This is a genomic window from Streptomyces sp. NPDC046862, assembly GCF_040704615.1.
Classification (GTDB): domain Bacteria; phylum Actinomycetota; class Actinomycetes; order Streptomycetales; family Streptomycetaceae; genus Streptomyces.
In genome coordinates this window covers 159565-171781 of the sequence record NZ_JBEYXP010000014.1, presented here as the reverse complement: position 1 = coordinate 171781, position 12217 = coordinate 159565, and the positions used below count along the sequence as shown (strand labels likewise).

Here is a 12217-nt window from a genome sequence, read left to right as displayed (position 1 = left end):
GCGCCGCTCTAGTGAGCCGGTTTTGAGTTCTGTCATCGCCACATGAGTCGTGTTCCGTTTCGCATTGCGGCTTGGGCGGTGACGGGGCTGGTGGTTTGCGGTCTGCTGTGGGGATGGGCGACAGCAGACTTGCGCCGCTGGTGTTATCCGATGCCGAGCGGCGGACGTTGCAGGGATGGGCCCGGCGCCGGACGACCGCGCAGGGCCTGGCCCTGCGGGCACGGATCGTGCTGGCCTGCGCGGACGGCGGCAGTAACACCGCGGTGGCTGCGCGAATGGGCGTCAACCGGGGCACGGTGACCAAGTGGCGGGCGAGATTCCTGCACAACAGGCTGGACGGGCTCAGCGACGAGCCGCGTCCGGGGGTGCCGCGCACCATCACCGACGCCCAGGTGGAGGAGGTGGTGGTGCGCACGCTGGAGGAGACCCCCCAGGGGGCGACGCACTGGTCGAAGCGGGAGCTGGCCAGGGTCGTGGGCATCTCTCCAGCGAGCGTGCTGCGGATCTGGCACGCCTTCGGCCTGCAGCCATGGCGGGCCGAAACCTTCAAGATCTCTCCGGACCCGCTTCTGATCGACAAGGTCCGCGATGTCGTCGGCCTCTACCTCGCCCCGCCGGCGAACGCGGCGGTGTTCGCGGTGGACGAGAAGCCGCAGATCCAGGCTCTGGAACGGACCGCACCGGTGCTGCCGATGCTGCCCGGAGTGCCCGAGCGGCGCAGCTTCGACTACGTCCGGCACGGCACGGTCGATCTGTTCGCCGCCCTGAACACCGCGACGGGCAAGGTGATCACGAAGCTGTCCGCGCAGCACCGGGCCGTGGACTTCCGGGATTTCCTCGACGAGATCGACCGCCAGACCGAGCCCAGCCTGGCGGTCCACGTGATCTGCGACAACCTCTCCGCCCACAAGGCACCGGTGGTGCACACGTGGCTGCTTGCGCATCCCCGCTTCCGCCTGCATTTCACCCCCACGTACTCGTCGTGGATCAATCAGGTCGAGCGGTGGTTCGCCGAGTTGGAGCGGCGCTGCCTGGAGCGCGGAGTGTTCTGTTCACTGGACAGCCTCAAGGCCGCACTCGAAGACTGGATCAAGATCTGGAACAACGAGGCCCGGCCGTTCAAATGGACCAAGACCGCCGACCAGATCCTTGACCGGATCTGCCGCTACTGCTCACGCATCTCCGAACCGGCTCACTAGCCGGCGTACGGCGCGAAGTCCTTGACGCGCGCGAAGTCCCTGCGCGTGTGCGACGTCCCTACGCGTGGCGCAGGACCGCCAGCAACTCGTCCACCAGGTACCGGTCCCGCAACTGGGTCAACCGCTCACGAGCGGCGGCCGGCGACAGCCACCGCACCCGGTCCACCTCGTTGTTCGGCACGAAGTGCCCCTCGCCCGACTCGGCCGCCCAGTAACTCACCTGCTTGGGCCGCCCGTTCGCCACATAGTGGGCCGTGGGCAACCGCGCCCCCGGCTCGCAGCGGAACCCGGTCTCCTCCTCGACCTCGCGCAGCGCCCCGGCCAGCGGCTCCTCGCCCTGCTTCAACTTGCCCTTGGGGAACAACGAGACTTAGTACATCGATAAATACGGTGCAATACGCTGAGTCACATGATTGACACCAGGAACCCGGCACGTCCGTCCAAGACGTTCTCCCGCTCCTTCATCGCACCTGAGCTGAAGGCCCACCTCGACAAGGGGGGCACCGTTGAGGAGTGGCTGGGCGGGAGAACGCCCATCGCCTCCATGGCCCGCATCTCAGCCGACCGGTTGAACGGTGACGCCATCGGCGTTGGCCGCCAGCACAAGAACAACGCCCGCAACGCGGAGCTGTGCGGCTATGCCGTCGTCGTCTGCTACGAGGACAACAACGTCACTGCTGCCAAGCGTGAGGTGGTGCGGCCGGCGTTCCTTCAGATGGTGAGGGACTTGACGCATGGTGAGGAAGAGGAGACCGGCATTCCATTGAAGGGATGCATTGCCGTCGAACGAGAGCGCGTGTACCGCCTGCCCCGTGACTTCGTCGCCCTGCAAGATGCGTTGGCTATGAACGGCACCGGCATTTTCGTCGAAGGTACGACGAAGATCAACGTTGTTGACGACGACACGGTCATCACCGGCCTGGTCACCTCTGGTACTGGTGAGGCAGAGGTACGGAAGATCTGTAAGCGCGCGGTACGGAACGCCAAGGACCGCGCGGAGGAAGGCGGGGTTCCTGGTGGCCCGCGCCGATTCGGCTGGCTCGGAGGCGACAAACGAACCGGCCGACTCAACAACGAGAAGAAGAACGCTGCTGAGTGGCCCTGCGTGATCACTATGGTCAAGATGCGAGCTGAGGGTCGCTCTTGGGGCTCAATCACACGATGGGTTGCCAGCCAGAAGGACCTTGAGGGAAAGCCCATCAAGTCTGTCAGGGGAGGACGCTGGAGCGACCAGGCGGTCAAGGCCATCATCACTAACCCGGCGTGGTGGGGTGGCCGAGTCCTTGACGGTGAACTTGTCAAGGACAGTGAGGGCAGGCCGAAGATCGGTGCATGGGAACACGCGGACCTTCGCCCTGAAGAAGAGGGCGGTGACGGCATTGGCTATGAGACCTGGAAACAGATCATGGCAGCGGTGAAGTCGCACTCCCTTCATCGAGGCATGAAGAAGCCTCTCGCCGTCGCAGCGGAAGCGGCGGAGGTTTTCCGCGTCGGGAAGTACCTATTCTCGGGAACCCTCCGCTGTGGTCGCATGAACTTGGCTGGCGAGCCGTGCTATTCCAAGATGGTAGGGAATGCTGCATCCGGAAAAAACGCCAAGTATGGCGATTACTATCGGTGTAACGATCCGAACTGTAAGGGCGTCGGTCGTCGAGTAGGAGCAGTGGACGCATATCTGGAAGGCCTTGTTCTCGCTGATCTGGACAAGCGCTTCAAGGGCACCAAGCCCAAGACAACCCCATACAGGGGAGCGGCGAAGCTAGCCAGGCTGCGAGACCAGCGCATGAAGATCGAGGATTCTGTAGCGGAAGGCAAGGGAGACTGGGGAGACGTTTACGATCTGCTGATGCGGCTCAACAGGAGCATCGAGACGCTTGAAGAAGAAGAGAGCGATCACCTTGTTAGGGAGGTTAAGCGCAACCTACTTCGAGATTGGAGCGGGGAGAAGTGGAAGGGTATGAACCTCGAAGAGAAGAAAGAGGTCATCTCTCAGGTGCTCGTGTCCGTCACTGTCCTACCGGTGCCCGAGGGGGTGAGCGACAAGGCCCCGTTCGACCCCGACCTACTCAAGGTCAATTGGCGTAAGGAGAGCAGTTACTGAGCTTCAACTCGCGATGTCGTAGGGGCTGAGGTCCTTGGTCCTCTGCTGTATGACCTCGGGGTGCGGTATCCGCAAGGCGGCGGTCCGACCGCCGAACGGCAATAGTCTCGCGAGCAGTGCGGCTTCAGGCGGCTGAACGGTTCGAGCGCGGTGATAAGAGCGTGTTGATCGCAAAGGACTTACAAGTGAGTGTCCGGTCGGTGCAGCAGTGACGGCGGACCTGGTCCGAGGGTCGTCCGCAGGCGCTGCGGTCGCAGGGTCTCTGGCCGAGACCGAGAAGGGGCTGTTCACCCCTGCCACGGCCGCAGCCCCTCCGGCGGGCCGCAACCAGGCTGCTCAGCCCAACCGAAAGCCAAACCGGGCATCACCTCAGATGCCGCCCTCTGGGGGCGCTCGGTCGTGCCGATGAACGGACACGTCTGCCAGCCTGCCGAGTAAACCCGTTGCGACTGACCCGCATCGGATGTCTGATTGGTCGGCCACCGACCAGGGAGGGAACATGAGGGCGTCGCTGCCCACCCCCTCGTTGCACACCGCGCGTCTTCGACTGCGTGCCTTCGAAGACGCGGATGTGAACGACCTCTTCGCACTGCACAGCGACGCCCACATCCTGCGTTACTGGGACTCGTCACCGTGGACCGAACGCTCGCGCGCCGAGAAGTTCATCACGGCTTGCCGGCGGATGGCACAGGAGGGCACCGGGGCACGGTTGGCCGTGGATCGTGTCTCCGACGGCGCGTTCATCGGCTGGTGCACCCTGAACAGTTGGAATCCGGACTTCCGCAGCGCGTCGCTCGGCTACTGCTACGACGATGCAGCGTGGGGCCAGGGCTACGCGACCGAGGCCGCGCGCGCTCTGCTGGGGTGGGCGTTCGACACGCTGGACCTGAATCGCGTCCAAGCCGAGGCCGATACGCGCAATGTGGCTTCTGCCCGCGTGCTGGAGAAGCTCGGCTTCGTGCGTGAGGGGAGGTTGCGGGAAGACTGCGTCGTCAACGGCGACGTCTCCGACTCGTGGGTCTACGGGCTGCTCAGGCGGGAGTGGCAGTCGTCGTCCGAGCCGGTTCCCACCCACTAAGTTCCGTCCCAGACGTGACGGTAGCGGTTGGTGATCTCCTCGCGCGTCTCGTCTTCGGTTGCCCACATGTCGGCGCCGCGCCCCCCGCGTCGTCCCACCGGGGCAGAAGTTCGGGAAACGGGCGGTCGAAGACCTCGCCGAAGTGCCTGGACTCCCAAATCACCAGGTGCTTGACCAGCCCGAGGAGGTTTGTACCCGTCAAGGTCAGAGGCCGGCGGATGTCGTACTCGCAGAGCCCGTCGAGTTTTCAGAGTAGCGCCTCGCGCATCCTGCACAGATCGCTGTGCAGGTACTCCTTCGCGAAATCATCGATCACAGGGCATGAGCCTGTCACGCGCCGCTGGAGGGCAACTTGTGACCAGCACTCGCAGGGTGGCATGTACGTCCTGACAAGGGCCGTCAGCTGAGAGCACCGGTTCCTCGCTCCCGATGTTCGGCTTGCGGTCGGCCAGACTCACCACCCACAGCTCAGGGCCGGTCCGCTTGTCCGCGAAGCTCAGCTTCCGTCGCCCTCGTCAGTATGAGCAGGGCCCCTGTGCTGGTCAGAGCCGATGGCCGCGAGTGCCGGAGGGATCAGCTCCCTGTCCCGCTCATAGGTCAGGCGTTCGCGAGCCTCGTCCGGGGGTAGCCAGACCAGCTCGCTCACTTCGTCGTTGGGAGTGAAGGCTCCACCGGTCGACTCTGCGGCCCAGTACTTGACTTCCTTCCTTCGGCCCGTGTGGTCGACGTAGAGGGAAGGCGGCAGCGCCGATCCAAGTCGGCTGGTGTGGCCGGTCTCTTCCAGCACCTCGCGCACGGCGGCCGCGCGAGCCGCCTCCTGCTTCTTGAGCTTCCCTTTGGGCCAGGACCAGTCAGACCACCTGGGCCTGAAGACCAAGGCCATTTCGACGCTGCCTGAGGAGGAGCGGCGCCACAGGACACAGCCGGCCGCGTAAACAGTGTCGTCACTCAACGGGTGCTCACCGCTTCCTTCTGCCAGGACTGCTGGAACACGAACCGGGACGCCTCCACCTCGTGCCGCTGGTCGGCGTGCAGGACCCCGAGGGCGTACGCGGTCGCGGGCGCGATGCGCGGGGTGCGGGCCGCCGACGCCGCCGCGGCGGCCGCCTCGGACGCGTCCCGGTGCCGGTTGAGGGCCTGCCCGGCCGCGAGGAGGCGTACGTCGACGGGGGCGTCCTTGCCGAGCAGCACCTCGTGGGCGTAGCGGTGCAGGCGCAGCAGCAGGCGGACCTGGTGCCAGGGGGCGTCCTGCGGGTGGGGCGCGGGGTCGGGGGAGAGGCCGTGGATCAGGGCCTCGGCGTTGTACGGGTGGCCCGCGGCGACCAGAGGCAGGCCGGAGACGGCGTCGCACAGCCGCTCGTACGCGGCCCTCGCGAGCGGGCGCAGGTCCGCCTTGTCCGCCGCCGGGGTCAGCGGCACCTCGCTGGCGAGCACGGCCACGCTGTCGGCGACCGCGTGGAAGCGGGAGGAGCCGAGGGCCTGGAGGGCGGCGGAGTGGGCGCGGGTCCGGGCCAGGGTGAGCTGGCGCTCCAGCAGGGCGCCCGCCTTGGCCGCGCCGACCGTCAGGTTGCCCTTCGTGGCGTCCCCCGCGGAGGCCGCGGCTCCCGGTGACCGCCCGGGGAAGGGGGAGGCGCCCGACAGCCGGTTCAGGGCCGTCACCAGGCGGTCCAGACGGGCCGCGTACGCGTGCTCGCGGGCCAGTGTGCCGGACAGCCAGGCCAGTTCGGGGCGCATGCCCTCGGACCAGTCGGTGTCGAGCAGGGGGCGGTAGGTGTGCAGCGTGCCGCTGATGCGGCGGGCCGAGCGGCGCAGGGCGAGCGCCGCGTCGGCGGACTCCTCGGAACCGTTCTCCCCCACCCGTGACTTCCCCCGGGCGGGGGGCCCTCCGTCGCCGGTGTCCCGCTGGGCCCGCAGCGCACGGAGGAACTCCGTGGCCTGGGCCCGCAGATAGGCCGCCAGGGCGTCCGCCGTGACGGGCCCGGCCATGGGGTCCGTGGGGTCAAGGTGTTGCGTTGCCACGCCGGCGCCTCCGGGCGTCTATGAGCATCTCCTGGACGTTGCGCAGGGGCTGGCCCTCGCCGTCCGTCGCGTGCCGGGTCCACTCGCCGTCCGGACCGAGGTGCCAGGAGGACGTGGCATCGGACATGCCGGTCTCCAGGAAGCGATTGAGGGACGCCCGGTGGGCCGGGTCCTTGACGCGCACCAGCGCCTCTATACGGCGGTCGAGGTTGCGGTGCATCATGTCGGCGCTGCCGATCCACACCTCGGGCTCGCCGCCGTTGCCGAAGGCGAAGACCCGGGAGTGCTCCAGGAAGCGGCCGAGCACGGACCGTACCCGTATGTTCTCGGACAGCCCCGGTACGCCCGGCCGGACGGCGCAGATCCCACGCACCCACACGTCCACCGGCACGCCCTCCTGCGAGGCGCGGTACAGGGCGTCGATGAGGGCCTCGTCCACCATCGAGTTGACCTTGATACGGACGTACGCCGGCCGGCCCGAGCGGTGGTGCTGGATCTCCTTGTGGATCCGGGAGACCAGGCCGTCGCGCAGGGACTTGGGAGCGACCAGGAGACGGCGGTAGGTCTCGCGGCGGGAGTAGCCGGACAGCCGGTTGAACAGGTCCGAGAGGTCCGCGCCGACCTGCGGGTCGGCCGTCAGCAGACCCAGGTCCTCGTACAGGCGGGCCGTCTTGGGGTGGTAGTTGCCGGTGCCGACGTGGGAGTAGCGGACGAGGGTGTCGCCCTCCTGGCGGACCACCAGGGACAGCTTGCAGTGGGTCTTCAGGCCGACGAGGCCGTAGACCACGTGGCAGCCGGACTCCTCCAGCTTGCGGGCCCACTTGATGTTGGCCTGCTCGTCGAAGCGGGCCTTGATCTCGACGAGGACGAGGACCTGCTTGCCGGCCTCGGCGGCGTCGATCAGCGCGTCGACGATCGGGGAGTCGCCGGAGGTCCGGTACAGGGTCTGCTTGATCGCGAGGACGTCCGGGTCGTTCGCCGCCTGCTCCAGGAAGGCCTGGACGGAGGTGGAGAACGAGTCGTACGGGTGGTGCAGCAGCACGTCCCGCTCGCGCAGGGACGCGAAGATGTCGGGCGCGGACGCCGACTCGACCTCGGCGAGGTCCCGGTGGACGCCCGCGATGAACTTCCGGTACTTCAGCTCGGGGCGGTCGAGCTTGGCGATGCCGAAGAGGCCCGTGAGGTCCAGGGGACCCGGCAGCGGGTACACCTCGGCCTCGGAGATCTTCAGCTCGCGGATCAGCAGGTTGAGGACGTACTGGTCGATGGACTCCTCGACCTCCAGGCGCACCGGCGGCCCGAAGCGGCGCCGCATGAGCTCCTTCTCCAGGGCCTGGAGAAGGTTCTCGGCGTCGTCCTCCTCGACCTCCAGGTCCTCGTTCCGGGTGAGGCGGAAGGTGTGGTGCTCCAGCACCTCCATGCCCGGGAACAGCATCTCCAGGTGGGCGGCGATGACGTCCTCGATGGGGACGTACCGGTTCGGCGACGCCTCCATGAAGCGGGACAGCAGCGGCGGGACCTTGACCCGGGCGAAGTGCCGGTGGCCGGAGACCGGGTTGCGCACGACGACCGCGAGGTTGAGCGAGAGGCCCGAGATGTACGGGAAGGGGTGCGCCGGGTCGACGGCCAGAGGGGTCAGGACCGGGAAGATCTGGTTCTTGAAGAGGGTGAAGAAGCGGGACTGCTCCGCGCCGGTCAGCTCGCTCCAGCGGACCAGGTGGATGCCGTCCTCGGCCAGCGCGGGGGCCACGTCCTCCTGGTAGCAGGCGGCGTGCCGTGCCATGAGCTCGCGCGAGCGGGCCCAGATCATCTCCAGCACCTCGCGAGGCTGGAGGCCGGAGGCGGAGCGGGTGGCCACGCCCGTGGCGATACGGCGCTTCAGGCCGGCCACCCGGACCATGAAGAACTCGTCCAGGTTGCTCGCGAAGATCGCGAGGAAGTTCGCCCGTTCGAGGAGGGGCGTACTGGGGTCCTCGGCGAGTTCGAGGACACGTTCGTTGAACGCGAGCCAGCTGCGCTCCCGGTCGAGGAAGCGGCCGTGGGGCAGCTGCTCGCCGTCCAGCGACTCCTCGTAGGCGTCGAGGTCGGCGTCGATGTCGGGTTCCAGGTCGGAGACCACGGCGGCGATGGTGTGCGGGCGGTGCGCGGCTAGGGAGCCCACGGAGGGCTGCGCGTGCTGGACCTCTGCCTCGGCGTTCTGCTGGCTCATAAACCCATTGTTCCGCGCCGCCAGGAAAACGGGCGCGTCGGAAGCGGCGGGCGGGAGCGCGGCGACGGGGCGGCCGCTCCCCGCGCTCTCCCCGTTCTGCGGGGGTGGCGAGGGCTCGGGCACGGCGGGGTTCATTGATCGAGCGTTGCAAGGCCGTCTGAATCGCCGGTTACGGAGACATGACGTCCGGGATAGCGGGGAGAGGCTCCCGGGGGTACGCCCGTTGGTGCGCCGCCCCCTTGGTGCGCCGCCCCCTTGGTACGCCCCTTGGTGCGCCCCTTGGTACGCCCCTCCCCCCGTGGAGGGGCGTACCGGTACTGGGAGCCGCCGGATCGTACGGCCGGCCGTACGGCTGGTCAGGCCGTGCGGTCGCGGAGGAGGGCGAACGCGGCGACGGTGGCCGTGACGGCGACGGCCAGGACGATGCCGGTCTCCATCAGGTGCAGGGGCCAGCGGTGGGACTGGGGGTGGAACGTGGTGGTCAGGCTGCCCAACTCGCTGTCCGTCTGCCAGGCGCTCCTCGGCAGCTCGGGTGTGACGGGGTTCATCCGTGTGACCACGGGCCGGAGGTCCTCGCGGTAGTGGTCCAGCACGAGGTACAGCACCAGGGAGGCGGAGAAGCCCAGCCCCGCCGCGGGCAGGGCCCGGCGGGTCAGCATTCCGGCGAGTGCGCCGAGGGCGAGGCCCGCGAGGGCGTACGCGACGGCCGCCGGGCCGGTGGCGAGGAAGACGTCCGGGTAGTACCAGTCGCCGGTCAGGTTCGGGTCGCCGTCCAGCCTGGCCCAGTCGTGCAGCAGGACGAGCACACCGGTGCCGGAGGCGATCAGGACCGCCGGGACGGCGAGCTTGGCGGCCAGCCAGCGGGTCGGGGTGACCGACTGGGTCCAGGCGAGTTCCGCCGTGCCCGTCTCCAGCTCCCGGCCGATCAGCGAGGCGCCGGCCCAGGCGGCCACGGGGAACACCAGATACGTCACCGCGGTGGCCATCAGGGACATCCCGCCGGTGTAGGTCATGTCGGCGGTGATCGCGTTGACCGTCGAGCAGAGGGGGAGCCCGGTGCCCGGCGAGCCGCAGACGCTCATGCCGGCGCGGGCCTCGTCCCCGAGGGCGTGCAGCCGGATCAGGTACCCGGCGATGGCGGCCGACGCGAGAGCCCAGAGGATCAGGGCCGTCCGGTGCAGCCGCAGGACGGTCCAGAGCAGCCCCCTGGGACCCCGCGGTGCCCGGGAGGAAGGACGGTCGGCGGCCGGGGCGGCGGTCAGCGCGATCATGCGGCGTCTCCCGTGTGGCGGTTCAGCAGCCGGAAGGAGGCCAGGACCGCGAGGGCGGCGAGGGCGAGGACGACGCCGGTCTCCATGATCTGGAGGGGCCAGAAGTGGGACGAGGGGTGGTAGTCGACGTAGAAGCCGACGATGCGGTGCTGCGGGAGACAGCCGGGGCCCTCGCCGGCGCAGGGGTTGGGAACGTGGGCGCCGGTGGAGGTGATGCCTCCCGCGGAGACGGGCATGCCGCTGAAGACCGAGAACTCCTCCTTGTTGGTCAGCGTGACCGACGGCCACAGATACGGGCGCGCCATGGCGAGCACGAAGTGGAGGGCCAGCAGGCTGACCAGGCTGATGCCGAGCGCGGGCAGGGAGCGGCGGACGATCAGGCCGACGAGCACGCCGACCGCGAGACCCAGCAGGGCGTGGGCGACGGCCACGGGGCCGTTGCCCCGGAAGGCCACCTCGTCGTACCAGTGCCAGCCGAGCCACCGCAGCAGCTCCCTGTCCGACGGCCACATCAGCCGGTGCAGCAGCGTGAGCAGGACGGTGCCGGAGGCGATCAGGACGGCCGGGACGGCGAGCTTGGCCACCAGCCAGCGGGCCGGGGAGACCGACTGGGTCCAGGCGAGTTCCGCCGTGCCAGTCTCCAGTTCCCGGGCGATCAGCGCACCTCCCGCCCAGACGGCGACGAGGAACGGCACGACCGTGATGATCAGGCCCCCGAGGGACGTGGCCAGGTCGAAGGCGAGGTAGGCGTCGCCCCTGTAGTCGCAGCTCGTGTTCTGACCCGGGAACGCGCAGCGCATCGTCCGGTACTCGGTCCAGACCCCGCTCGTCCCCGGGCCCCACGCCCACAGCAGCGCCCCGGCCGCCACGGCGACCAGCAGCGTCCAGAACAGCAGCGCCGCGCGGTGCAGGCACAGCATCGTCCAGACGAGGCCGCGTGGCCTGAGGGAGCGGCGCAGGGTGGGTGCCTCGGCGGGCGAGGTGGTCACGGCGGTCATACGGCGGCCTCCTGGGGCCATCCCCAGTCGTCGTCCTCGTCGTCGCCGGTGAGCGTGAGCACCGGGGCCTCGGGCGAACGCAGGTGGGCGAGGACGAGCTCCTCCAGGGTCGGCTCGGTGGTCCGCCACTCGTCGTCGAGCGGCCCGTCCGGCCGTATCAGGGCGGTGAGCTGACGTCCCGTCGTACGGGACTCGACGACGGTGTGCGGGTCGAGGTCGCCGTCCTGGCCGGTGACCAGGACGTGCGCGGCGAGGAGGTCGTCCAGCGGGCCCGCGAGGCGGACGTGGCCGCCGCCGATGAGGAGCAGGTGGTCGCAGGCGTCCTCCAGCTCGGCGATGACGTGCGAGGACATCACGACCGTCGTGCCGTGCTCGGCGGCCTCGGCCATCAGCGCGCCCATCAGCTGGTGCCGGGCGAGCGGGTCGAGGTCGGCCATCGGCTCGTCCAGGAGCAGCAGTTCGGGCCGCTTGCCGAGCGCGAGGGCGAGGGCGACGCGCGTGCGCTGGCCGCCGGAGAGGGTGCGGACCCGGGTGTGCGGGTCGAGGTCGCCGTCCGCCACGATCCGCTCGGCGACGGCCTGGTCCCAGCGTCCGGGGTTGAGCTCCTCGCCCAGGCGCAGGGTCTCGGCGATGCTGAGCTGGGGGTACAGGGGCTTGTCCTGGGCGACGTACGCGAAGCGCTCGCGCGCCTCGGCCGGTGTCGTGCCGAGCACCGTCAGCGTGCCCTCGGTGGGCCTGAGCAGGCCGGCCGCGATGGCGAGCAGGGTCGACTTGCCCGCTCCGTTGGGGCCGACGATCGCGCACACGCTCCCCGCGGGCAGCCGGAACGTGCAGTCGCGCAACGCCCACTCCCCGTTCCGCCCGAATCTCCTGCCCAGGGCGGCCGCCTCCATGGCGGTGCCGGTCATTCCTCGTCCCCCTTGCCGTGGTCATGGGTGAAGTGCTCGTCGAGTACGGAGGTGAAGAGCGCCGCCACGTCCTCCCGCTCGAGTCCGGCCTCGTGGGCCCGGCCCGCCCACGCGTCCAGCTCCGCCCGCAGAGGGGAGTCGACGGGCGTGGCGCCCAGTGACTTCCGTACGAACGTGCCGAGGCCGCGGCGTGCCTCGACCAGGCCCTCGCGCTCCAGCTCGCGGTAGGCCTTCAGGACCGTGTTCGGGTTGATCGCGGTGGCCTCCACGACCTCGCGGGCCGTGGGGAGCCGGTCGCCGGGTTCCAACAGGCCGAGGCGCAGGGCCTGTTTGGTCTGCTGGACGATCTGGACGTAGGTGGCGACACCGCTGCGCCGGTCGATGCGGTACTCGACCACTCGGACAACCACCCTTTCACTAATTGAGTAGTGAAA

10 protein-coding genes and 2 pseudogenes are annotated in these 12217 nt (G+C 68.9%); 3 read left to right on the top strand and 9 right to left on the bottom strand.

Translation table 11 applies throughout. The annotated features are described in order from the left end of the window. Positions 1-113 precede the first annotated feature (113 nt). Entirely contained in the window at positions 114-1199 is a 1086-nt protein-coding gene (locus AB0959_RS18040; protein WP_366827386.1) for an IS630 family transposase, read from the top strand. 58 nt (positions 1200-1257) lie between these two features. On the opposite strand, the pseudogene AB0959_RS18035 reads toward AB0959_RS18040, so the two are convergent. Continuing rightward, a pseudogene (locus AB0959_RS18035) lies at positions 1258-1557 on the bottom strand (NUDIX domain-containing protein); the annotation flags it as partial. 51 nt (positions 1558-1608) lie between these two features. Here AB0959_RS18035 and AB0959_RS18030 point away from each other — a divergent pair. After that, complete coding sequence (locus AB0959_RS18030; RefSeq protein WP_366827385.1) at positions 1609-3300, top strand: recombinase family protein; 1692 nt, start codon at positions 1609-1611, stop codon at positions 3298-3300. Between the two features lie 499 nt (positions 3301-3799). After that, complete coding sequence (locus AB0959_RS18025) at positions 3800-4378, top strand: GNAT family protein (RefSeq protein WP_366827384.1); 579 nt, start codon at positions 3800-3802, stop codon at positions 4376-4378. A 32-nt stretch (positions 4379-4410) separates the two neighbouring features. Here the strand turns inward: AB0959_RS18025 and AB0959_RS18020 are convergent. The 8 genes and pseudogenes from AB0959_RS18020 to AB0959_RS17985 all read right to left on the bottom strand — a co-directional run. Next, positions 4411-4598 (bottom strand): annotated as a pseudogene (locus AB0959_RS18020) (DUF664 domain-containing protein); the annotation flags it as partial. Between the two features lie 276 nt (positions 4599-4874). Beyond that, positions 4875-5330, bottom strand: a complete 456-nt coding sequence (locus AB0959_RS18015; protein WP_366827383.1) for an NUDIX hydrolase — start codon at positions 5328-5330, stop codon at positions 4875-4877. After that, positions 5327-6397, bottom strand: a complete 1071-nt coding sequence (locus AB0959_RS18010; RefSeq protein ID WP_366827382.1) for a CHAD domain-containing protein — start codon at positions 6395-6397, stop codon at positions 5327-5329. Before AB0959_RS18010 ends, AB0959_RS18015 begins: the two co-directional genes overlap by 4 nt. Then, positions 6378-8606, bottom strand: coding sequence for an RNA degradosome polyphosphate kinase (locus AB0959_RS18005; RefSeq protein WP_366827381.1), 2229 nt, complete (start codon positions 8604-8606; stop codon positions 6378-6380). The genes AB0959_RS18010 and AB0959_RS18005 overlap by 20 nt, the downstream gene beginning before the upstream one ends. A 356-nt stretch (positions 8607-8962) precedes the next feature. Further along, positions 8963-9877, bottom strand: coding sequence for a hypothetical protein (locus AB0959_RS18000; RefSeq protein ID WP_366827380.1), 915 nt, complete (start codon positions 9875-9877; stop codon positions 8963-8965). Continuing rightward, complete coding sequence (locus tag AB0959_RS17995; protein WP_366827379.1) at positions 9874-10875, bottom strand: ABC transporter permease subunit; 1002 nt, start codon at positions 10873-10875, stop codon at positions 9874-9876. Before AB0959_RS17995 ends, AB0959_RS18000 begins: the two co-directional genes overlap by 4 nt. Then, the gene (locus tag AB0959_RS17990; RefSeq protein WP_366827378.1) at positions 10872-11783 is read right to left on the bottom strand and encodes an ABC transporter ATP-binding protein; all 912 of its coding nucleotides are present in this window, start codon (positions 11781-11783) and stop codon (positions 10872-10874) included. Before AB0959_RS17990 ends, AB0959_RS17995 begins: the two co-directional genes overlap by 4 nt. Then, positions 11780-12181, bottom strand: a complete 402-nt coding sequence (locus AB0959_RS17985) for a GntR family transcriptional regulator (protein ID WP_366827377.1) — start codon at positions 12179-12181, stop codon at positions 11780-11782. The genes AB0959_RS17990 and AB0959_RS17985 overlap by 4 nt, the downstream gene beginning before the upstream one ends. Between the last annotated feature and the right edge of the window lie 36 nt (positions 12182-12217).

Bases quoted from the DNA above. Each gene is read 5' to 3' on its own strand.
- AB0959_RS17990 (WP_366827378.1), bottom strand. From the start codon at position 11,783: ATGACCGGCACCGCCATGGAGGCGGCCGCCCTGGGCAGGAGATTCGGG.
- AB0959_RS18030 (WP_366827385.1), top strand. From the start codon at position 1,609: ATGATTGACACCAGGAACCCGGCACGTCCGTCCAAGACGTTCTCCCGC.
- AB0959_RS18040 (WP_366827386.1), top strand. From the start codon at position 114: ATGGGCGACAGCAGACTTGCGCCGCTGGTGTTATCCGATGCCGAGCGG.
- AB0959_RS18000 (WP_366827380.1), bottom strand. From the start codon at position 9,877: ATGATCGCGCTGACCGCCGCCCCGGCCGCCGACCGTCCTTCCTCCCGG.
- AB0959_RS17995 (WP_366827379.1), bottom strand. From the start codon at position 10,875: ATGACCGCCGTGACCACCTCGCCCGCCGAGGCACCCACCCTGCGCCGC.
- AB0959_RS18005 (WP_366827381.1), bottom strand. From the start codon at position 8,606: ATGAGCCAGCAGAACGCCGAGGCAGAGGTCCAGCACGCGCAGCCCTCC.
- AB0959_RS18025 (WP_366827384.1), top strand. From the start codon at position 3,800: ATGAGGGCGTCGCTGCCCACCCCCTCGTTGCACACCGCGCGTCTTCGA.